Genomic DNA, 20,984 nt, shown 5'->3' with positions numbered 1-20,984 from the left:
GATTGCCCGATCGCCCAACATTTTGCGATCGCACTTTAACCAATCAACTCACTTTTTCTATAGCAAAGTTGAATGCACTATCAGCCCAACCAGCGCACAAACACTCTGCTGATCAAAAACATTCCCGCTTGCAAACGGTTTGATTTCAGTAATGCAGAATCTTCCTACAGGTTAGATTTACACTACCCTTACAATGACCATAAAATTCCCTCCTGGGAGAGGCAGGGGAAGGTTAATCTTCACCCTGCTACAAATGCAGGATGTGCCTGTTTAATTGATGGAAAATTACTCAACTGATTGTTTAATTTCATGGCTCATCTCCCTGATTCACAGTCGCCGTGCCCAGCAGCGACCAGAGATGAACCGCAAAGCTCTATCCCAGAGCCAAAGCCAAATTCATCAAAGCGATCGTCCACTGACCACAGCGGCAACTATGGTGTGGTTCTTCATCAGATGGAACCCATTTCTGATTTGTAGTTAAGCAACTACTACCAGAGGCATCCATTGCGATCGTTCTCCTAGAGTAGAAATAAAAGATTGGCTGACTTAGAAAAATCTCCAAGTGCCTTCGTCATGCTAAGGCAAAAACTTAAATTGTGCAACCTGTTTTGTGGGCTGATGGTGCTAAGTTAGCCTCCGATCGCAATCCAAAGTAAGTTAATACCAATTCTTCACTGCCAGTATTTTTCACTTCATGCACTTCTCCAGTTTCTACCGCAATACATACACCCGCCTCTAGCACATAGTCCTGCCCATCCACTTGAATAACTCCCGTTCCAGACTCTACAAAAAACACCTCACACATATCCTGATGGGCATGGGCAGCAGCAATCTGACCGGGGGCAAATCGCGCCTGAGAAAAATTTGTGAGATGGGGTAAATCCCCCAGACGCAGCATCACCTTCTTTTTGATGGCTGGATTGTGGGACACTGACTCTTCCGGGATTTGGCGCAGGGCAGTTTGCTTCATAGGACTCCTGGGGATGGTGCTCACCTACAGTTTGCCGTTTTCTAAAGGCTCTACAGGGGTTTCAGTAGAAGCTTTATGGCAACTTTAATATCTTGCCGTAGGGGATGCCAGACGGTAGCAAACTGAGGCATACTGGCTGACAATACTTAAATAACCCTTAAGGTTCCTTGGTTGATCACTGTACGATTAGATCTCGATTCAATTTAGCTTATGTCTGATTTACGCGCTCAGCCCTCACCTCATCATCCTGTGCCCTCTCGGTTTTGTCGTGCTGTTCATGCAGGCGAATTTCTGGTGACGGCTGAAGTGATGCCGCCGAAGGGAGGAAATGTTTCCCACATGGTGGATATGGCGATGCGGTTACAGGGACGAGTTCACGCCATGAATGTCACCGATGGGAGCCGCGCGGTGTTGCGGATGTCCTCGCTGGCTGCTTCCGCCGTTTTGGTGCAGCGTGGGTTGGAACCGGTTTATCAAATTGCCTGCCGCGATCGCAATGTGATTGCCCTGCAAGCTGACCTGATGGGGGCACAGGCATTGGGGATTCGGAATGTTTTAGCGTTAACGGGAGATCCGGTGAAAGCTGGGGATCATCCAACGGCCAAAAGTGTGTTTGACCTGGAATCGGTGCGGTTGTTGAAGCTCATTGGTAAGCTGAATCAAGGCTTTGATCTGAACGACAAGTCCATGAACGATGGAGCGACGGAACTGTTCGTGGGGGCAGCGGTTGATCCTCAATGTCCCAGTTGGTCTGGGTTACAGCGTCGGTTTGAACGCAAACTGGCAGCCGGAGCGCAATTTTTTCAAAGCCAGCTGATCTCAGATTTCGATCGCCTGGAGAAATTCATGAATCAGATTGCCGTTGGCTGCAACCGGCCCATTCTGGCCGGAATTTTCTTGTTAAAGTCAGCTAAAAATGCTCAATTCATCAATCGAAACGTACCTGGTGTCCAAATCCCGCAGCATATTATCGATCGTTTAGCTCAAGCGACCAATCCCCTGGATGAAGGGATTACGATTGCCGCAGAGCAAGTTAAAACAGCCCAACAACTTTGCCAGGGCGTTCATATGATGGCAGTTCGTCGAGAAGATTTAATTCCAGAAATTCTCGATCGGGCTGGAATTAAGCCAATTCAGCCGTAGGCAAGGGAGCAGAAGATGGGTCTCGCCCCTCTTGTGAATTTTTCTCCAGGTTGCCATTATTAGCTCAGTGACGATTTTCAGGAACTCCAAGCCCTCAAACGAGACCAGTTGGGGGCTTTTTTCATTTTTAAATTCTAATCTTTAAATAGAGATGTCAAGTAACGCGATTTTTGTCGTCGTCCCCCGATCAGGGTCATCCTGAACAGGTGAGGGGCTTCCCACAGCCTCGATCGAGAACCATGACCGGGTGAAAACGATGGGTACTTAGAGACGAAATGGTGTAACTCAAATGGTGTAACTCAAATGGTGCGATTAAAGTGGTGGCAATGGCTTGGACTCGGACTCCCGATCGCCGGAGTGATTGGGTTTTTGCTGGTGGCGGCAGGATCGCAGATTCATGCCTGGGGAATAAACTGGATTTGGGCGGTGTTTACCCTGGTGTTTGTTGGTTGGCGGTGGTTGTTAGTGCAGTGGACTCAGCCTGCCCTGAAGCAAATGCAGGCCGTGGTGGCAGAAGTGGAGGAGGATCTGCAAGCCGAGCGAGAGGCTGCGACTCAGGCTCCAGGAGAAGTTGCCAATCAGGCAGAGCAAGCTTTACAAACGGTACTCGCCGCTGCCCAGACCGATCCACCGATTTGGGAAGATTGGGAACGGTTCTGGAAACGCTGTCAGGAACTGGTCAACGCGATCGCCCACATCTATTACCCCACTGTCAAATATCCTTTGCTGAATATTTACATTCCTCAGGCTTATGGGCTGATTCGGGGCACGGTGGATGATGTCGATCAGTGGATGCAAAAGCTGTCCCCGGTATTGAATCAGGTGACCGTAGGACAGGCCGTTCAAGCCTATGAAGTGTATCAACAGCTAGAACCCTCTGCCCGTAAGCTCTGGCGTACCTGGACGTGGGTGCAGTGGGTTTTTAATCCGGCGGCGGCGGCAGCCCGGCAGGTCAGCCAACAGTCAAGCGATCGGGCGACTCAACAACTTTTGGTGAATTTAGGTCATTTACTGCGCGAATCTGCCCTGCGCAATTTGTCGCGGCAAGCGGTTCTCCTCTACAGCGGCAAGCGAGCCAGTGAGACAACTTCCAAGGCTACTCCGTCTCTGCCCAAGGCGAAAACCCAAACGTTACGAGAAATTTTGACCCAGGCACAACCCGTTGAAGCCGTGGAGCAGAAACCCATTAATCTGCTGCTGGTGGGCCGTACTGGCGCAGGCAAAAGTAGCCTGATCAACACCCTGTTTCAGTCCGATCGCGCGGAAGTGGATGTGCTGCCCAGCACCGATCGGATTCAAAGCTATCACTGGGAAGTGCCCACGGGAGAAACGTTAACCCTATGGGATTCTCCGGGCTATGAACAGGTGAGCCGATCGGATCTGCGGGAACTGGTGCTGGATTATGCAGCGACAGCGGATTTACTGCTGCTGGTGACTCCTGCCCTTGATCCGGCATTGCAGATGGATGCAGATTTTCTCAAGGACTTGAAAACGGACGTACCGAACCTGCCTGCCGTTGCCATTGTGACTCAGGTGGATCGGCTGCGGCCCATGCGGGAATGGGAACCTCCCTACGACTGGCAAGGGGGCGATCGACCTAAGGAAATCTCAATCCGGGAAGCTACCCAGTATCGAGCGGATCGGCTGGGCGAGTACTGCAATCGAGTTTTACCCGTTGTGACCGGAGATCTTCAGGCAAACCGCACCGCCTGGGGGGATGATGTCCTATCAGTGGCATTGATGGAGGCGATCGATCCCGCCAAGCAGATTCGTCTGGCACGATTTTTAGATAACCTGGAAAGCCGCACAGTCGCCGCAGCCAAAATTATCGACCACTACACCTTCCAGCTGACCACGACTCAAGGAATCACTGCGCTCCTAAAAAGTCCGGTTCTGCAATTCGTCTCGACGCTGACGACCGGATCGCCTGCCCTTGCCTACGTTTTGGCAGAGCAGATTCCCGTTGAGCAACTTCCGGTCGTTATTGGCAAGCTCCAAATGGCCTACGATTTGTTTTCCTTATTCAGTAAAGGGGTCGAACTCTCCGATCATCCGACAGAAATCAGCTTTGATTTGCGTGCCCTCTGGCCATTGCTGCTCGAAAATACCTCCAGCCCCGATCGCAATGCCTGGGCCTTTGGTCATGCCCTGGTGGAATACTGGACGCAGGATCTTTCGATCGCCCAACTCCGTCAACGGTTTGAGTATTATCTGGAGTAACGAACTTCAACCATTCACCCAGTTGAACCCTTTGCATCCTATGGATCCTCCCTCTGCCTTGTGCTACGCCCAGGAACGGTTCACCCCAGGGGCGGTTCACAAATTGTTCACAGGTTTCTGAATGAAGGAGATACTGTCCACAGGACAGTCCGGTGGAAAATCCTCTGGAAAATTCACAGGACAGTCCGGTGGAAAATCCTCTGGACATGGTAAAGTAAATTTATAAGGCTGGAGGGTTCAGGGAGAACCGCCCCCACTGGTGGGTTATGCTCCTGCTGGCGGACAAAAGCCAGAGCGACTGACAGCCCATCACCAAAAACTAAGGTGATGCCAGTGCAAACACCAACATCACCAAAGTAAGTAAAAGTAAAAGTAAAGACGCTACCAGAGTAACTCAGCCAGCCTTTGTGCTGGCTCTTTCAATTGTATAGCTTCGAGACTCTCCACGCTAGATCTCCATCGGCCCGAAAGCCCGCATGGGTGAAGACAAATCCAGCTTCACAAAATCGATCGCCCGATTGGCGAATAGTTAGGGGAGGAAGATCCAACAGATAAGCCAATTCAGCCGTACTGAGGAGCCAGCCGTTACGAGCCGCCTGTTCCAGGGCTTCAAAGTAGGCGAGGGGATCCGGTTCAGGGCTGGAGGGTTGCAGCTTGGAAACCAGTTCAGAGGCGATCATCGTGACCAATTTGATGATGTCCGGTTGAACAGTAGACAGTCCAGAGGACATTTCTGGAGGTTCAGGTTCTTCCTTGGCAATGCCTTTCATTTCCAGAAATTCAGCCGTTGTACCACCAGACTGAATAAATTGATGCAGTTCATCTAAAAACCGCAATTGTTTGGCGTTGACGTAGGCTCTATTCCCGATCCGCTCCGGTTTGATCTTCAGTGCCTCCAGCCGATTGTATACCGCACTTCTGACCAGGTTGTAACGTTCCGTTAGCTGATTGACGGGCAGTCGATCGATTTCCCCATTACTCATCCCACTATCCTCTGGACTGTCCTCAGGATACTTTCAACTATGCCTATGATCTGCAAAAGTAGCAAGTAATTCGTGGGAGAAGGAAGATCAATCAGAGAAAATCTTGATCGGCAACGGCAGGATTTGACTGTGCCCGGTTGTCACAGATGCAATTTGATGCAACTTTCGGGTTGGATGATCCATCCTCCCAGGGCAAGAGTTTACGCCTGATGTTTACCCAACAGCCGATCGCGGAGATGCTTGATCCGATCGCGTAATTTAGCGGCTTCTTCAAACTCCAATTGCTTGGCGGCTTCCTTCATTTCCGTTTCCAGTTTCACAATCAGGTCGGGAATGTTTTCCAGGGGCAGATCATCGGCTTGCTCATAGGCCTGCTCCAGTTCCTGGGTGGTTAATCGACGAGAGACCTCCAGGAATTGCAGAATCGCATTGCTTTGCCGTTTGATAATGGGTTGGGGGGTAATGTTGTGTTTCTGGTTGTATTCCAGTTGAATCGCGCGCCGACGTTCCGTTTCGCTGATCGCCTTAGCCATGCTGTCGGTCAGATTATCCGCGTAAAGTACTGCCTGCCCCCGAACATGACGTGCCGCCCGTCCGATCGTCTGAATCAGCGATCGTTCTGCCCGCAGGAATCCTTCCTTGTCAGCATCCAGTATCGCCACCAGAGACACTTCCGGTAAGTCCAACCCTTCCCGCAGCAGGTTCACGCCAATCAGGACATCAAATTCTCCTTGCCGCAAATCCCGGAGGATTTCGATCCGTTCGATCGAGTTAATTTCAGAGTGCAGGTAGCGGACTCGAATCGCCCTTTCTTGCAGGTATTCCGTCAGATCCTCCGCCATGCGCTTGGTCAGGGTGGTCACGAGGGTTCGTTCGTTCTTTTGCACCCGCTCCTGAATTTCATGCAGCAAGTCATCAATCTGCCCCTCGGTCGGTCGGACAAAGATTTCGGGGTCAACCACGCCCGTCGGACGAATTACCTGCTCCACCACGCGCCCCGTTCCCGGAAGGTAGAGCCTGGTTTCGGTTTTGCCTTCCCCAGTTACATCAAATTTACCCTCGGAAATCTCCAATTCCCAGTTCCCCGGTGTGGCAGAAACAAAAATACATTGATTTACCTTTTGCCAAAATTCTTCGGCTTTGAGGGGACGGTTATCCGCCGCACTGGGAAGGCGAAACCCGTGATCAATCAGCGTCAGTTTGCGCGATCGATCGCCGTTGTACATACCGCGCAGTTGGGGAATGGTGACGTGGGACTCGTCAATCACCAGCAGCCAATCGTCGGGGAAGTAATCCACCAGACATTCAGGCGGAGAACCTGCGACTCGTCCCGCCAGGTGTCGGGCATAGTTTTCCACGCCGTTGCAATAGCCCACTTCCCGCAGCATTTCTAGATCGTAGCGGGTGCGCTGCTCCAACCGCTGGGCCTCCAGGAGCTTATTCTCTTTTTCCAGTTCCTCCAGCCGCGCTTTCAATTCCTGCTCGATCGCATCACAGGCTTCCTCCAGGCGATCGTCGGGGGTGACAAAGTGGCGAGCCGGATAGACATTCAACGCATCCATGCTCTGCAAGGTTTCGCCCGTAATCGGATCGATGTAGCGAATCGCGTCAATTTCATCCCCAAAAAATTCAATCCGAATCAGCCGATCCTCGTAGGCGGGGCCAATCTCCAGCACATCCCCCTTCACTCGAAACCGTCCCCGTCCCACATCCAGATCGTTGCGCTCGTACTGTACCGCTGCCAGATCCCGCAGAATTTGCCGTTGATCCACCTCCATCCCCACTTTAAAAGGAATCGATGCATTCAAGTACTCCGACGGAATCCCCAACCCGTAGATGCAGCTAATGGAAGCAACCACGATCACATCCTTCCGTTCAAACAGCGATCGGGTAGCCGAGTGCCGCAGCATATCAATTTCTTCGTTGATCGAAGCGGTTTTGGCAATGTAGGTGTCGGTGACGGGAATATAGGCCTCTGGCTGGTAATAGTCGTAATAGCTAATGAAATATTCGACCGCGTTGTCAGGAAAGAACTCCCGCAGCTCATTACACAGTTGGGCTGCCAGGGTTTTGTTGTGGGCTAAGACAAGGGTGGGTTTGCCGACATTCTGAATCACGCGGGCAACGGTGTGGGTTTTTCCAGTTCCCGTTGCTCCCAGCAGGGTTTGAAACGGATGCCCTGCATTGACGAACTGGGTGAGTTGCTGAATCGCTTTGGGCTGATCCCCCTTGGGCTCAAAGGGTGCCTGAATTTTAAACTCTGACATAGGGAGAACTCGGAAGATTGGCAGGTAGAGGAGGTACTAGCGATCGTAGCGAGTTTTTTCCGGGTTGGGGGTTAGGTAAACTACCTTCGGACAATCTTACGGCCAGGGTTCGTTGGGTGGCTGTCAGGGAATAATATTAAGCCTCCGCTAGAGACGAATTCTCTAACGAAGGCCAGCTCTCTTTTGAGATGATAGACCCAAAAGACAGCTATAGCGGGACAAGATAACATTAATCGATCGGACAAATCAAGTAATGCGGACAAATTCAGTGATGACCAGCAAGACTTTTGATGGCGCGAATGATCCCCATAACCTGAATCGCTTCGTGCAGGCGCAGAACCCGGTTTATGAGCAGGCACTTGCCGAAATCAAAGATGGACAGAAGAAGACGCACTGGATGTGGTTCATCTTCCCGCAGTTCGATGGGCTGGGATCCAGTCCAACCTCCAAAACTTACGCCATCAAAAGCCTGGCAGAGGCCAGAGCCTATCTAGACCATCCGGTTTTAGGGGCACGGCTGATTGAGTGTGCTGAAGCTGCCCTCGGCGTAGTGGGACGATCGGCGAACCAGATCTTCGGTTCCCCGGACGATCGAAAACTAAAATCCTGCGCAACTCTGTTTGCCGCCATCTCCCCTGCAGGATCGGTGTTCCATCAACTGCTCGATCGATTTTTCCGGGATCAGCGGGACTCCGAAACGCTGCGTCTGCTGAACGAATCAGGCGAGGGGACAAATGGTTGAAGCTTCCAAAAAATAGTGTCGATAAAGACGGTGCTCCGACTGCACAGAGGACTCCTTTTCTGGTAGAACTGAAACTTAAACAGAAATTTGCCGATCGATTCCCTAAGGCCCACCCACTGAGGACTGGTCGCCACAGGAACAACGACCACCCACTGGTGCGATCGTTCAACCTCAGCGCAACCGTCAAAGCATCGCCGAGGTGCGGGCAATCCACCCAGTGTGGCGCGATCGGCAGCACCCCAATAACGGATAGGAGAACGCATCATGCCAGTAGAGGGAAAGTTAGAAGTCACCATCAAAATCAACGAATTGCCTGAAGCTGAAACCGTTGAGAACAACTGGAAGCATTTTGAAATTGACTGTGGCACCCATGTCGTCAGCGTTACGGTCAAGCCTAAAATTTGGAAAAAGCTGGAAGAGGCCCAAGCCAACTTCCCCATGTGGGTCGCGGCGATCGCAGGCAAGATTGGGGCACAGACTGCCAAGGGGTTTGTGTTGAGCGAACCCAATATTCAGGTGTTTGAACGCAAGCCCAAGGAGCCAAAGCCAGCACCCACAGCCAGTTGAAGGCAGTCCATAACCCACAGCCAGGAAGGTAAACGCTAGAAGCTGCCAACCCTCAGAGCATCAGTGGAGGTAATTTCAGAAGGTAATCCCATGACCATCACTACTGCCAAATGGACTGTAGACGACTATCACCGCATGGTTGAAGCCGGGATTCTCGACGATCGCCATGTGGAATTGTTGAACGGAGCAATCATTGAGATGCCTCCTGAAGGAACCTCCCACGCCAACCGGAGTACCAAAGGAGCCAATTACCTCAGGCAGCTACTCGGCGATCGGGTAGAGATTCGAGAAGGTAAACCGCTGACGCTCTCTGACCAATCCGAGCCGGAACCCGATATTGCCGTCGTACAACCCCTGGATGATGAATATGATGCACATCATCCCTACCCAGAAAACATCTTCTGGCTGATCGAATTCTCTAACTCCAGCCTGGAGAAGGATCTGGAGGTCAAGCGTAGGGTTTATGCAACTTCCAACTATCGAGAAATCTCATTCCTCATAAAGGTTGGGGCTGGCAGGTAGGTATCTGGATTAATGTTTGCCTGGGCCTCCTGATCCAGGGCTTGAATCACCTTTCGATAAAGGATCTCCGCTTCCTGATGGGAATTCCCAATGCTGGTTAATCCCACCTTGCCAAACTCCGATAGACAACCGATTAAGTGAAACACGGTTCCCGTTTCCGTCGTGCTGTAAAAGTGGAGGTCGTGCTGGGCAATAATATCCATCAGGTCGCCTGGGGTCAGCCCGCGATAGTTCTGATGAGATAAGTTATCCGTTGCTCGGTAGTACTTGGGGGTTCCCTGCTGGCTATAAAACAATCCTGTCGCCGCATCGTATCGCCCATAGGTCAACAGCTTCAGGGTCATGAATGGATGGGTTGTGCCCCCCTTACGCAGGTTAATTTCGATCGCCTGCAAATCCCACTTTGATGTCTCTGGAGAACGCACGGCAATAAAGTCCAGGCTGAACCGTTCGATCGCCCCTTTTTCTGCCAAATTTTTCCCCACCTGCAAGCCGTAATCTTGAAGCCGCAGGCGATAGACCTCATCAGCCGGGAACGTACAGCCCAGAAATACCTGACCGTCCGGGCCACCCAAAATCTGGTCGTGGGTGGATAGGATTTCAACTTCTCCTGTAGGAGTGATATAGCCCTGGACGCTGGGCGATCGCTTCTCCTCCCCTTCCACAAACGCTTCCACGATCGCTCCTAATTCAGGAATCCGACTGCTGAAGTGCATCCAGGTTTCATCACTCACCTGAAATCCCAAAAACTCAAATCGCTCCTGAATCGCCGCAGTTCGAGCCGCAGTGGACGCAGAACCGGGCGCAACCGACTGTAGGGAACGCAAATCCAGCAGCGCATTTCCTCCGCCAGAAAACCCCTCATTCAGCTTCACCACCATCCGCTTCAGTTCCGGCTGACGTTCCCACAAATCCGCCGCCGCCGCCGCCAGGTCATCCACATTCCACACCAGCTCACTGCCGTCGGGATGGGGAATCCCTGCCTCCGCAAAGATTTGCCGACTGCCGCTTTTCGTGCCCCAATACAGTAAGTCAGGATCCAGAGCCAGCATTGGAATATCCAACTTGACGGCCAACTCTCGCTCCAGGGGGGTGGCATTGAAGCAGGTCATATACGATCGCTGATGCCGAATGGAACGGCGCAGTCTTTCCATTAAGCGAGGGCGATCGAGAATCTTTTGGGTTAAAGACTGGAGGGATGCATCATAGGTACAGAACAATAGCAGGCGATCGCGGGCGTGGGAAAAGGGCACACCGGGTAAAAGTTGTAGATAATAGTCAATAACGCTAGGATGGATAGGCTGAGATGTTACGTAAATTAACCGAGTGCGTGGGTTTCGCAATCGGATCAAAGAGAACAAAAGCCGTTCTTCGTAATGATGGACTCCCTTAATTTTGCGTAGCTCTTGCTGATCCAAACTGAGCGAAGGTACGACGAGGATATCGCAGTCTCCCTCATTGAGATCATCTAGTACATCCCAATTGTTGAGCAATTGTGCTTTGAGTTGGCCAAACCGCTCCGCCTGAGCGTTGCCCCCTGACGAGAGTGCCAGACTTTGCATAATCTCAGCCCCGTTTCAATAAAAGTATTAGCGATCTTAATCGAGATCATTGCCTTATGGAATCTGGCTTTAGGTTGCCATAATACCCTCAGAACGTACTACACTGTCCAAAATACAAAAAATTAAACCATCTTGGCAGAATTACAAGTTGGAGCTATGACGTTCAACGAAAATCAATTCCCTAAGTTCGTAAATTTACCACCGAGAGTTCCGAATGATCCCGAAGACATCAACCGTGCTGTTTGTCTGCTGGGAAATCGGATTGCATCTGACCTGAAGGAAAAGTCTAAGAACGAGCTGATCTTTTTGCTGGGCGTTTACCCCAATCCAGAGCAGGCAAAGCTCTGGAAACACGCACTCAAAAAGATGCTGAAAAACGATATGACCCTGGATCCTGAACCCGCTCTGCCTCCGGTACGACCTCCCGCTGCGAAGCAGTCTACCCGGAAGTCTGGCAGCAAGAGGTCGAAACGGCAGTCCAGCAGAAGCCAATCCAGCAGAAGCCAATCCAGCAGAAGCCAGTCCAGCAAGAGTCAATCCACCAAAAACCGATCGCCCCAGCCTGTGAGCGATCGATTTTTGGAGTCAGATTACTACATGGGAGTCAGCAACCTCGCTAGCATCGACCTCAATATGTTTCGAGATGATGACGAGGGGTTTGATGATTAATGCCTTACCGTCCTGCCTAAACCCTTGCCGTTAAACCAATTAAGGTCAGCGGAGTGGGAGCAGTTGAGGTTGAGTCGGCGGATGGGGAGCCGATCGCCTCAGTTGTTGCAGTGACGGTTGGTGTTGGTGATGCGCTAGAAGATGGGCTAGAAGATGGGCTGGAAGTCAGTGGGCTGGAAGTAGCAGGTGGCACCGCCAGACTCACCATGCCAACACTGGTCGCCGATCCTGTGGTCAGGTTAATGCTGTACAGCGTGGAGCCAGAAAGGGCGTAGGCTGTGTTGGTCAGGCTGCGATCGGTGAAGATATCAAACCCTGTGCCGGGTGCAAACGTTGCCCCCAGGGAGCCGACTGTGAACAATTGACCGCTGTTGGGTGAAGTGGGGCTACCGTTGAGATCGCCGATGCGTACCAGAGTCCCCAGCGTCGTATCAATGCCGTAGAGGGTGGTGGTGGGTGTCCCGGCAAAGTTGTTGGTGTAGGCCACTGCGGTAATGGCGGGAGTGGCTCCAGCATTCGCATCACCGCTGGCATAGGACAGAACGGTATCGGTTCCTGCCAGGCTTCCCGTTGTGGGCACCAGCCGCAGGTTCTCCTTAGCATCACTGACGACTCGCAGGCGATCGACGGTTGGGTTGAAGTCCAATCCCAGGGCAGTTCCAGTTAAAGCTGGATTCAGAGCCGATCCTACAGATTTCGCTGCTCCAGTTTTCAGGTCGATCGTATAGAGCTGATTGGCACTGCTCAAGCCGTACAGATCCCCGGTGGCTGGACGAAAATCAATGCTTTGCAGGGTTTCATTGGCAGCTAACCCACTCACAGCAATATCCACGGCAGCGTTGGGCTGATCTGGATTGAAGGCCAGCAGAGTATTGTTGTCCGACAAGCCAAATAGTTTCAAGGCTCCCAGGGACACATTCAGGTTGTAGCGAGTGGGCAGTCCCCCTTCACCGGGTAGCACTCGGATATAGTAAGTGCCTGCCTTCAAATTTTGGCTGATTAAGTCTTTCTCGGTGCCTGGATTGGTGGAATTTACCAGCACAGTGCCATCACTGCTCAAGAGTTGCAAATTGGCATCCGCCTGTAGTCCATCCAGCACCAGGTTCAAGCTGCTGGGCGTATCCAGGTTGACTTTGTAAACATCATCCAGGACGCGAGAACCGATCGCCCCAAAGAACTGATCTGAGAAGGCAGCACTGGATCCTAAGCCAATCAGGCGGGTTGGATCACTGATATTGAATAGACCCCTGGCAATGGAGTTAAAGCCCAGCTTCAGCTTGTAGTTGGTGCTGCCGCCCTTAACTTTAATCTTGATGAAATAGGAACCCGCTTCCAATACCTGATTCAGTAAGCCAGAGGACTTTTGGGAACCGCTCGCCACGGTGATCAGCGTCCGCTTGCTGTCGTATAGCTCAATCTCAGTATTGGCACTCAACCCTTCCAGAAGCCCCAGGAACGTGCTGCGATCGCTCAGGTTGAATTGGTAGAATGCGGTGTTGTTCTCCTTGCTAATGCTGCCAAAGTAGCTCAGGGGTTTTGTGCTAACACCAGTACTGCTGGTGGTTTTTGTCGTTTTTACCTGGAGTGCCTGACGGAAGTTCTTCCCTGCCAGTTCAACCACCCGACTCTTGAAGTGATAGCGAAACTCACCGCTAATCCGTCCCACTCGCAGGAAGTACACCCCTGCGTTCAACCGCTGCCGGATAAATTCGGGCTTGCCATCCTTCTCATCCGATCGGGCAATTATTTTACCCTTACGGTTAATCAGCGTCAGCTCGGCATTGCCATTGACCCGCCCCAGGGACAAATCAAAATTGCAGCGGTTTTGGGTTTTGAATCGGTAGAGATGCCCTTCGTTTGACTCATTTAGGAGTCCCTTGTAGGAAAACCGCCCATTCTTCAGGTTGACCTTCAAAGCACTCGAAAATTTGTTACCTGGATTCTTCGTCATTATCCTGAGTTCCTTCCACAAAAATTGGTTGAGTTCGGTACAAAAAACGGCAAAACTACCAGCAGCTCTTTGAATACCTGCGCTCTATCCTGCCCCTGCACAAAAATTGATTAATGTGGACGTTGATGGTCAAAAATCTGGCTAGAAGTCTGTCTAGCTATTTCCAAGTAGCACCGTACCCAGCATTCCCAATCTTCACGGAAAAATTACTGGGTGATGAAAGTTACTCAGTGGGAATGTGGGTGGGAGAGTGGATGGAGGATTTTGTTGATCTGGTGTTGATCTGGTTTCGATCGCCGTCTAACTGTACCTAACTGCGATTAGCCCATACCGCGCATATGGGCAAAATGTTCCAGCAACAATCGGTGGACGAAGAGGTAGCCACCGCCTACTTTTTGGAGAAAGACCCGTCCGGCAACGTGATCCAGAAAGCGGGAATAGTTCCAGGGGATGTATCGATCGCGGTACAAAATAATTCGCAAGACCAGATGTTTGAAGCAGGCGAGTCCACCCCCAAAGATGAATCCTGCAATCAGTCCCCCAAAAAAGCCGTAGCTGAGGCCGTAGATCAGGCCAATCTGCCAGCCCAACAATAGGCTATAAACCACTGCAATGACGATCGTATCAATGACACCACCGATGAGTCCTCCAATCCCAGCACTCATCAACGTGCGCCAAATTCCCTGGTTAGGAACCGTTTTGGTTTCAATCACAGAACCGCGTAGCCCGTGGGTCAGTCCGTAGATTAATCCCCCCACAATACCTGCGGTAATCCCACCCACCATGCCCAGGAACAGCCCACTGCCCACCTGGCGGCTGACCTGTCCAGGAGTCACCTGAGGTGCAAGTTCGCTGATAATGCCAAAGATTAAACCTGCCACAATACCGAGCGGAATGCCATTTCTAAAGCCTGTGATCAGGCTCCGTCTGGCTTCGCGCCAAGACCATTTCAGCGTCTCCACGGTATCAATGTCGAGCTTGCTCAATCCGGCAACCAGACCAAAGGCCAGGCGAAAATCAGGGCATTCATGATCCCCTTAATGACTCCGCTTTGCCAGCCCTCCATGATGCCGTTGGTCATGCCGCCTGTAATGATGCCGAAGGGAACCCCCATTAAAATGCCGGATAAAACCGTGCCGATGCGATAGTTGCGCTGTTGCGATCGCGTCTGTAACCAGGCGGGTTGGAGGTGTTCGATCAAAAACACGCTCTGGGATTGTTGCAGCATTTGCTTGGCTAACCAGGACAACCAGCCGATCGCCTCTGCCTCAGAATAGGTTTGATCCAGGCTGCGCCGTTTGAACATGCGCTCAATATAGGCATTAAACAACTGCCGTCGTCGCTCTTCCACCACCAGCGTTTCATCCAGATCCTCCGCTCCAATGCCCTGGTAGGCCAGCACCATAATATTGAGCATCAGGGGAGACTGGGCCAGTTCCTGTAAGGCGGCATCTTCTTTCAGCAGAGATTTTAATCCCGTCAAGTCACCGCTCAGGCTATTGAGATATTGCTGAATTTGAGCTGGGGTGAGCGATCGCAGATAAACCGCCGTTTGCAAGTTCAGCCGATTGGATAGGGCCTCATAATCTCGAATCCGGCTACAGACAATCATTTCCGTGCCGTATTGTTCCTGGAATTGATTGACTGCTGCGACACACTGATCCCGATGCTCCGTTCGCACCTCATCTAATCCATCCAGCAAGAGTAAAAGCTGCTGTTGTTCTACCCAGGGTCGCCCGATCTTTTGCGGCACCTGATATTTTTTGGTCAGTTCCTCCACCACCCAATCGGCGATACTCTGATTTCCCCCCGCCCAGGACGACAGGTTCAGTACGACTGGAATCAACTGTTCAGCATCCAGTTCAGCCCGACTGATTAGCTCGCGTGCAAGCTGCAAGAGCGATGTGGTTTTTCCGGCTCCCGGTTCTCCCAGGATCAACAGCGATCGCCCTGTGCCCAACTGATCAAAAATTGAAACGATCGGCGTTCCCTGGGGTAAAGTCCGTTCAGCCTGCTGAGGCGTTTGCCAGGATAGATTCCAGGGAGAGGAGACAATATCTGAGCGATCTTCCATGCCCAGCACCACCAGCACCTGATCATGCAGCGAGGTTTCCAGAACACCCTTGACCCAATAGTGCTTCACCTTAGACAGGAGAGCCTGACGGTTGCGGTATTCTTGCCGCGAGCCAATGGCTGACTGGTTTGAGTACTGCTTGCGGTGTGGCTCAGGTAAATTTAATTTGCTGACCTGGGGCAAAAACTGAATCAACCGGGGAGCCATATCAGGCGGACGGGTTTCCTCATCGGGTTCAATCTCCGGTTCCGTCATCAAGTCATCCTCTGGCTGACCGGACTTGCTCCCAGGGTCCGCATCGTAGCGCACAATATCCGGGTTAAGGCTGGGGTTGAAGCTCTGGGCGATCGATTGATCGATGGGTTCTGGATCTAAACTTCGCAGGAGGGCACTGGGAATTTCTGCTGGGAGTTCATTGGCAAAGACCGCCGTTTCATCGCTGGAATAGGCATTGTGCAGCGTGGATAAAGCTTCCAGGGCTTCCCCGGCATCCTGGTAGCGATCGCGGTAGTCGTAGCGCACCATTTTGTCCAAGATGGCAGCTAGTTCAGGGCTAACGGCCAGTTGCGAGGAGTCAATTTCTCCAGTTTGCCCACTTTTGGGTAAATCCCTGGGGTTGAACCCGGTCAATGCCTGTAACCCCACCATGCCGACCGCATACACATCACTACTGAAGTGGGGTAGGGATGATTGTTGTTCCACGGGCATATATCCCGGTGAGCCGATCGCCACTGTCAGGCTAGTTTGCCCCGATGAGGATTGTTTCTCTGTATTGACCTGCTTGACGGCTCCAAAATCGATCAAGACAATTTTGCGATCGCGTTTGCGCCGGATCAGGTTAGAGGGTTTGATATCTCGATGAATCACCTGTTGTCCATGCACAAAGGTCAGGACGTGGAGAATATCCTGTAAAAGCTGGCGGACTTCTGCTTCTGTGAGTTGGCCTTTTTGCTCCAATTCTCGATCGAGCGACCAACCTTCCACATACTCCTGAACCAGATAAAATTCCCCATCCTGCTCAAAATGGGCCAACAGCCGGGGGATTTGATCATGATTCCCCAGTTGGTAAAGGGTTCTGGCTTCCAGGTCAAATAGTCGTTTGGCAACGTGCAGCGAATCCGACGAGGTAAACCGGGGCTTAAATTGTTTAACGACACAAAGCGGCTGTCCGGGTAAGTGGCTATCCCGTGCCAGAAATGTCTGCCCAAACCCACCACTTCCTAAGGGCTTAACGACATGATAGTGTCCCGCAAGTACTGCACCCATCGGCCAATCACTGTCCCTTCGATCAGCAGGAATGAATTTTATTCATGATTGAAGCATGAATCATCAATCATCAATCATCAGTTGTGATTCCAGCTTAACCCTTCCCCCTCCCAATAGTCATATTTTGCAGAATGATGGGCGAAAACTCTCACTCAGGGGTGTTTGCTAAAGGAACCGTTTTAATTTGCCGACTTCTTCCGAGTTGATTTGCGGGATTTTGGGGGCAAATGCTCGATCGCTGCATCTGAGGCGGGTTCAATGGTTGGCTTTGGATTCATCAACTCTGGATCGATCGGCTCTGGATCGATCGGCTCCGGGGCAGGTTGGGGGTTGGCCACCGTTGGTGTTTTGTCAGAAACCTTTTGACTGGAAGCCTTTTTGCTAGCAGCTTTTTTGTTAAATGCCTTCCCTTTTTGAGCTAACACGGTGGCCAGGTGTGCCATTTCAATCTGATCTGCTCCCACGGCAGCAGCCTGTGCCATAGCGGCTTGAGCCAGCTTGAGGATTTCCCCACCACTCAACCCAACCTGGGCCAGCCGTTCCCAATCAATACTTTGGCTCAGGGGCACTTTAGCCGGAAAAGCTCGCTGCCAGAGCTGGAGGCGATCGTCTGGATTGGGTAGGGGAAACGACACAACCTGATCAACCGACTGCCGCCATTGCACCGGAACGGCTGCTGCGTGATCTACGGTCAGTAAAGTGAGTCCTTTTACCTGTCGGCGTTGGGTCAGAAATTGCCGAATTGCCGTGGGAGAAATCCAGCCCGATCGCCCGATCCAATGGTGAGCCGATTTGATTAAAAGAACAGCGGGAGCCTGCTTTGCAATTTCCTTTAGCAGTTGCGGATAGTCTTCTGGCTCAATCAATCCCAAATCCACCTGATACAAAGGAGATTGCAGCGATCGGGCCATCACGTTTGCCGCCAGCGTTTTCCCGGTTCCCCTTGCCCCCATCAGCAGGGCAATTGCTCCAGGAACCTCACTCTGAGGGAGAATCCCCCACCGCTTCTCGGCTTCAGCCTGTCCCTGAATCTGCTGAACGCAATGGTGCAGCGTAGACCGGAGGGATTCTGGCAGGACTAAATCGGCCCAATCTGCGGTTCCGCTCGATCGACGCAGAAACTGAGGCGAGGCAGGAGGCAGGGCGATCGGTTTTTGGAGTAAAGCCTCCAGGGATTCCGGGGTAGGCTGCTCTGCCAGGAGATAGTTCACAACAGAGGTCGAGAGTTTCAGGGGATAGTTCAACAGGCTATCGTTCGCTTGCGGTGAGAATTGCAGCAGGTTGAGCTGAATCAAAGGCGAAGCAGAGACTAACCGATGACGGGCCGATCGCCATTCACTATCGTTTCGACACATTAGCCGCAGCACCAGATCCAGGGTAGGCAGATCGGTTTTGCTCGGCAGATCATCTCCTTGCAGATAGCGGTAAAGCCGGGCATAGCGACGGTTCACCTCTGGGGCCAGGCTCATCAGCACCAGATTTTTTTCAAACAGCGTTAACTTCAATCGATCGCGCAGGGCTGGCAGGGCCAGGAGAACGCCCTTCTGCAAACTAGACTGAATGCGAGTTTCTAACTGTTGGTGATAGCTGGCTTTAACGCCACTTTGGGGCTGTCGATGTTCATCGTAAACGGCTTTCCCTTCGGTGGTAATAATCCCCTTCCACCAGGCACTCGTGGCCCGATCGGCCTTTGACTGGGACAACCGCTCCACGTCATGGGTTTCCTTCCGCTGCCGCGCCACTGCCATCATCAATACCTGATCCAGCCAGCGCAGTTCAGTACGCAAGTATGCCCAGTTATCAGCAAATCCCCCAGAAATGTCAGATGGGTCAATCGTCATAGCAGTCCGTGCGATCGGTTTAGTCTATTTTGGCAAATTGAAAGTCGGGAGTCGGAAATAGATCCCCGTAGCGCAGGCATCCTGCCTGTCATCAGGACGCATCACCCATACAAACTGCAAACAGGGCGCACTACATCAAACTGCAAACAACCAGAGTGAGAGACCATAGCAGGATAATTGGGGGATGCGTGATAATAGATCATGAGCGATAGGTAAGGCTGGTTGTCTAAGGAATGCGAACTGAATAATCTGGAATTCTTGTGGGGTGGGCATCTTGTCCGCCCAGTCAGCGAAGTAAAACGCTTTACAGGTTGTTCAATCCACGCTCCTAAACGATCGTCTGCTCGTCTGATTGGATAGATCAGCTGATGATTGGCGGAACCGATCGCATTTTGCTTTTACCCTGAAGCTGTTTACCCTTAAATTGAGTTAATTGAGTTAATCGAGTTACGTATGCTAGAAACTCTGGAGATTAAGCGGGAAGTTGAAGTGTTGTCCGATCGCCTGGGTACGACCCAGGACTATCTTTGACGTTCCGGCACTGACCGCAAAAATTGAAGATCTGGAACAACGAGCCGCCCAGCCCGAATTTTGGGATGACCAGACCCGGGCCCAAACAACCTTGCAAGAGTTGAACGAGCTGAAATCCCACCTTCAGCAATTTGAGCGGTGGCAGTCCAGCCTGGAAGACACAAGGGCCATCCTGGAGTTGCTGGAGTTAGAAGCAGATGAAGCTCTCCTCCAGGAGGCCCAATCTAACATTACCCACCTGAGTCGTGATCTCGATCAATGGGAATTACAACAATTGCTTGCGGGAACCCATGATGCCAATGGAGCCGTGTTGACCATCAACGCTGGGGCAGGCGGAACGGATGCACAGGACTGGGCAGAAATGCTGCTGCGAATGTATACCCGTTGGGGAGAAGCCCACGGTTACAAGGTGCGGATGGCGGAACTGTCTGAAGGGGACGAGGCTGGAATTAAGTCGGCCACCCTGGAAATTGAAGGACGCTATGCCTACGGCTATCTCAAGGTGGAGAAGGGAACCCATCGCCTGGTGCGAATTTCCCCCTTCAATGCCAACGGGAAGCGACAAACCAGCTTTGCGGGCGTAGAAGTGATGCCCATCCTGGATAACGATGCCATTAATCTGGACATTCCCGAGAAAGACCTGGAGATTACCACCTCGCGGGCAGGCGGCAAGGGGGGGCAGAACGTCAACAAGGTGGAAACGGCCGTGCGGGTCGTTCACTTACCAACGGGATTAGCGGTGCGCTGTACCCAGGAACGATCGCAGCTTCAGAACAAGGAGAAAGCTCTGGCACTCCTGAAAGCCAAACTACTGGTGATTGCGGAAGAACAGCGGGCCAAGGAAATTGCCGACATTCGGGGAGATATGGTCGAAGCGGCCTGGGGTAACCAGATCCGTAACTATGTGTTCCATCCCTACCAACTGGTGAAAGACCTGCGGACGGGAACTGAAACGACGGCGATTGAGGATGTGATGAATGGTGAGCTGGATCTGTTTATCGAAACCTGTCTGCGCCAGGAAAATCAGCTAGTGGAAACCAGCAGTACCGTTTGACCATCCAGCAGGAATGGATGGGTTGCTAGAGTGAACAATAGTGGATTGATGTGTCTATCTTGATCTTGACCTATGAGTGAACCAACTCCCTCTCCCATGGCTGATCCGGTCTTTGCCGATGCGCCAACTCCCCAGGCTCCTGAAGTCCCCAAAGTGGCCCGCCCCTCTACTCCAGGCGTTCCAGAGTCTACCGAGGCACTCCCTCCAGCGCAGACAACCCCTGAAGCCAAACCCAGCTACGTCAAACTGGCGATGCGAAATATGGTACGAAAGCGGGGCAAGTCGCTCTATCACTTTACCCTGACCACGATCGGACTATTGACCCTATTGGTAGGTCTGGCTTACTTAACGCGCTAAGGACTGCGAATTTAATAATCTGGAATTCTTGTGGGGTGGGCATCTTGTCCGCCCAGTCAGCGAAGTAAGTTGCACGGGTTATTAAGCCATGCTCCTCAGAACAAACCAGGGAACAAAACATGAGCCATTCTCCCGTCCTGCCTGTCACCGTTGAAGTCACAGTCCAGGACTATTTTTTTGCCAGTCTAGATTCTCCTCGGTCTGCTCAAGAAGAATCTGATCAAGAACAGCCGGATCAAGAACAGTCTGAGCAAGAAAGATCTGA

General features: G+C 51.9%; 17 protein-coding genes. 9 read left to right on the top strand and 8 right to left on the bottom strand.

The annotated features are described in order from the left end of the window. Positions 1–589: 589 nt before the first annotated feature. Positions 590–970 (bottom strand): cupin domain-containing protein, encoded by a 381-nt coding sequence (locus tag ACM1PF_RS10035; protein WP_416674335.1) that lies wholly within the window; start codon positions 968–970, stop codon positions 590–592. A 210-nt stretch (positions 971–1,180) separates the two neighbouring features. Between ACM1PF_RS10035 and ACM1PF_RS10030 the strand changes: the two genes are divergently transcribed. Together ACM1PF_RS10030 and ACM1PF_RS10025 are read left to right on the top strand one after the other, a co-directional pair. Then, positions 1,181–2,113, top strand: a complete 933-nt coding sequence (locus ACM1PF_RS10030; protein WP_416674334.1) for a methylenetetrahydrofolate reductase — start codon at positions 1,181–1,183, stop codon at positions 2,111–2,113. 303 nt (positions 2,114–2,416) lie between these two features. Further along, positions 2,417–4,333, top strand: coding sequence for a GTPase family protein (locus ACM1PF_RS10025; RefSeq protein WP_416674333.1), 1,917 nt, complete (start codon positions 2,417–2,419; stop codon positions 4,331–4,333). Positions 4,334–4,752: 419 nt separating this feature from the next. Here the strand turns inward: ACM1PF_RS10025 and ACM1PF_RS10020 are convergent, their stop codons facing one another. Together ACM1PF_RS10020 and uvrB are read right to left on the bottom strand one after the other, a co-directional pair. Then, positions 4,753–5,316 carry a hypothetical protein gene (locus ACM1PF_RS10020; RefSeq protein ID WP_416674332.1) on the bottom strand — a complete coding sequence of 188 codons (564 nt, stop codon included), beginning with the start codon at positions 5,314–5,316 and terminating at the stop codon, positions 4,753–4,755. A 200-nt stretch (positions 5,317–5,516) separates the two neighbouring features. Further along, positions 5,517–7,583, bottom strand: coding sequence for an excinuclease ABC subunit UvrB (uvrB, locus tag ACM1PF_RS10015; protein WP_416674331.1), 2,067 nt, complete (start codon positions 7,581–7,583; stop codon positions 5,517–5,519). 271 nt (positions 7,584–7,854) lie between these two features. Here uvrB and ACM1PF_RS10010 point away from each other — a divergent pair, with 271 nt between their 5' ends. The 3 genes from ACM1PF_RS10010 (at position 7,855) to ACM1PF_RS10000 (ending at position 9,414) form a co-directional block, all read left to right on the top strand. Then, positions 7,855–8,325 (top strand): DUF1810 domain-containing protein, encoded by a 471-nt coding sequence (locus ACM1PF_RS10010; protein ID WP_416674330.1) that lies wholly within the window; start codon positions 7,855–7,857, stop codon positions 8,323–8,325. A gap of 264 nt (positions 8,326–8,589) precedes the next feature. Then, a complete protein-coding gene (locus ACM1PF_RS10005; RefSeq protein WP_416674329.1) occupies positions 8,590–8,892 on the top strand; it encodes a fertility inhibition FinO-like protein in 303 nt (100 codons plus the stop codon). A gap of 90 nt (positions 8,893–8,982) precedes the next feature. Next, positions 8,983–9,414: a Uma2 family endonuclease gene (locus ACM1PF_RS10000; RefSeq protein ID WP_416674328.1), complete on the top strand. Its 432-nt coding sequence runs from the start codon at positions 8,983–8,985 to the stop codon at positions 9,412–9,414. Here ACM1PF_RS10000 and ACM1PF_RS09995 read toward each other — a convergent pair. Further along, a complete protein-coding gene (locus tag ACM1PF_RS09995) occupies positions 9,369–10,976 on the bottom strand; it encodes a peptide ligase PGM1-related protein (protein ID WP_416674326.1) in 1,608 nt (535 codons plus the stop codon). The two genes, ACM1PF_RS10000 and ACM1PF_RS09995, sit on opposite strands and share 46 nt — an antisense overlap. A gap of 156 nt (positions 10,977–11,132) precedes the next feature. On the opposite strand from ACM1PF_RS09995, the gene ACM1PF_RS09990 reads away from it, so the two are divergent. Next, complete coding sequence (locus ACM1PF_RS09990) at positions 11,133–11,645, top strand: hypothetical protein (RefSeq protein ID WP_416674325.1); 513 nt, start codon at positions 11,133–11,135, stop codon at positions 11,643–11,645. Positions 11,646–11,661: 16 nt separating this feature from the next. Here the strand turns inward: ACM1PF_RS09990 and ACM1PF_RS09985 are convergent, their stop codons facing one another. Further along, positions 11,662–13,596, bottom strand: a complete 1,935-nt coding sequence (locus tag ACM1PF_RS09985; RefSeq protein WP_416674324.1) for a DUF4394 domain-containing protein — start codon at positions 13,594–13,596, stop codon at positions 11,662–11,664. A gap of 113 nt (positions 13,597–13,709) precedes the next feature. Here ACM1PF_RS09985 and ACM1PF_RS09980 point away from each other — a divergent pair, with 113 nt between their 5' ends. Next, complete coding sequence (locus ACM1PF_RS09980) at positions 13,710–13,910, top strand: hypothetical protein (protein WP_416674323.1); 201 nt, start codon at positions 13,710–13,712, stop codon at positions 13,908–13,910. A 6-nt stretch (positions 13,911–13,916) separates the two neighbouring features. Here the strand turns inward: ACM1PF_RS09980 and ACM1PF_RS09975 are convergent, their stop codons facing one another. From ACM1PF_RS09975 to ACM1PF_RS09965, 3 genes are all read right to left on the bottom strand, one after another. Next, complete coding sequence (locus ACM1PF_RS09975; RefSeq protein ID WP_416674322.1) at positions 13,917–14,582, bottom strand: hypothetical protein; 666 nt, start codon at positions 14,580–14,582, stop codon at positions 13,917–13,919. After that, positions 14,579–16,936 (bottom strand): protein kinase domain-containing protein, encoded by a 2,358-nt coding sequence (locus ACM1PF_RS09970; RefSeq protein ID WP_416674321.1) that lies wholly within the window; start codon positions 16,934–16,936, stop codon positions 14,579–14,581. The genes ACM1PF_RS09975 and ACM1PF_RS09970 overlap by 4 nt, the downstream gene beginning before the upstream one ends. A 179-nt stretch (positions 16,937–17,115) precedes the next feature. Continuing rightward, the gene (locus ACM1PF_RS09965) at positions 17,116–18,777 is read right to left on the bottom strand and encodes an AAA family ATPase (protein WP_416674320.1); all 1,662 of its coding nucleotides are present in this window, start codon (positions 18,775–18,777) and stop codon (positions 17,116–17,118) included. Between the two features lie 453 nt (positions 18,778–19,230). Between ACM1PF_RS09965 and prfB the strand changes: the two genes are divergently transcribed. Both prfB and ACM1PF_RS09955 read left to right on the top strand, forming a co-directional pair. Then, positions 19,231–20,362, top strand: a protein-coding gene (gene prfB, locus ACM1PF_RS09960; RefSeq protein WP_416674319.1) for a peptide chain release factor 2 whose coding sequence is annotated in 2 segments (ribosomal slippage) — positions 19,231–19,305 and positions 19,307–20,362 — 1,131 coding nt in all. Because the reading frame shifts where the segments join, the coding sequence is not laid out codon by codon here. 96 nt (positions 20,363–20,458) lie between these two features. Continuing rightward, positions 20,459–20,719, top strand: a complete 261-nt coding sequence (locus ACM1PF_RS09955) for a DUF3285 domain-containing protein (protein WP_416676613.1) — start codon at positions 20,459–20,461, stop codon at positions 20,717–20,719. Positions 20,720–20,984 lie beyond the last annotated feature (265 nt).

Origin of the sequence: Egbenema bharatensis FJBBOT/2019 (assembly GCF_048077055.1) — a bacterium.
GTDB lineage: Bacteria > Cyanobacteriota > Cyanobacteriia > Elainellales > Elainellaceae > Egbenema > Egbenema bharatensis.
This window is presented reverse-complemented; position numbering and strand designations above follow the sequence as displayed.

What these genes read in the sequence shown, in the direction of transcription:
- ACM1PF_RS10005 (WP_416674329.1), top strand. Translation starts at nt 8,590, where the DNA reads ATGCCAGTAGAGGGAAAGTTAGAAGTCACCATCAAAATCAACGAATTG.
- ACM1PF_RS10000 (WP_416674328.1), top strand. Translation starts at nt 8,983, where the DNA reads ATGACCATCACTACTGCCAAATGGACTGTAGACGACTATCACCGCATG.
- ACM1PF_RS09965 (WP_416674320.1), bottom strand. Translation starts at nt 18,777, where the DNA reads ATGACGATTGACCCATCTGACATTTCTGGGGGATTTGCTGATAACTGG.
- ACM1PF_RS10020 (WP_416674332.1), bottom strand. Translation starts at nt 5,316, where the DNA reads ATGAGTAATGGGGAAATCGATCGACTGCCCGTCAATCAGCTAACGGAA.
- ACM1PF_RS09955 (WP_416676613.1), top strand. Translation starts at nt 20,459, where the DNA reads ATGGCTGATCCGGTCTTTGCCGATGCGCCAACTCCCCAGGCTCCTGAA.
- ACM1PF_RS10030 (WP_416674334.1), top strand. Translation starts at nt 1,181, where the DNA reads ATGTCTGATTTACGCGCTCAGCCCTCACCTCATCATCCTGTGCCCTCT.
- ACM1PF_RS09980 (WP_416674323.1), top strand. Translation starts at nt 13,710, where the DNA reads ATGTGGACGTTGATGGTCAAAAATCTGGCTAGAAGTCTGTCTAGCTAT.
- ACM1PF_RS09995 (WP_416674326.1), bottom strand. Translation starts at nt 10,976, where the DNA reads ATGCAAAGTCTGGCACTCTCGTCAGGGGGCAACGCTCAGGCGGAGCGG.
- ACM1PF_RS10010 (WP_416674330.1), top strand. Translation starts at nt 7,855, where the DNA reads ATGACCAGCAAGACTTTTGATGGCGCGAATGATCCCCATAACCTGAAT.
- ACM1PF_RS09985 (WP_416674324.1), bottom strand. Translation starts at nt 13,596, where the DNA reads ATGACGAAGAATCCAGGTAACAAATTTTCGAGTGCTTTGAAGGTCAAC.
- ACM1PF_RS09970 (WP_416674321.1), bottom strand. Translation starts at nt 16,936, where the DNA reads ATGGGTGCAGTACTTGCGGGACACTATCATGTCGTTAAGCCCTTAGGA.
- ACM1PF_RS09990 (WP_416674325.1), top strand. Translation starts at nt 11,133, where the DNA reads ATGACGTTCAACGAAAATCAATTCCCTAAGTTCGTAAATTTACCACCG.
- ACM1PF_RS10025 (WP_416674333.1), top strand. Translation starts at nt 2,417, where the DNA reads ATGGTGCGATTAAAGTGGTGGCAATGGCTTGGACTCGGACTCCCGATC.
- ACM1PF_RS10035 (WP_416674335.1), bottom strand. Translation starts at nt 970, where the DNA reads ATGAAGCAAACTGCCCTGCGCCAAATCCCGGAAGAGTCAGTGTCCCAC.
- uvrB (WP_416674331.1), bottom strand. Translation starts at nt 7,583, where the DNA reads ATGTCAGAGTTTAAAATTCAGGCACCCTTTGAGCCCAAGGGGGATCAG.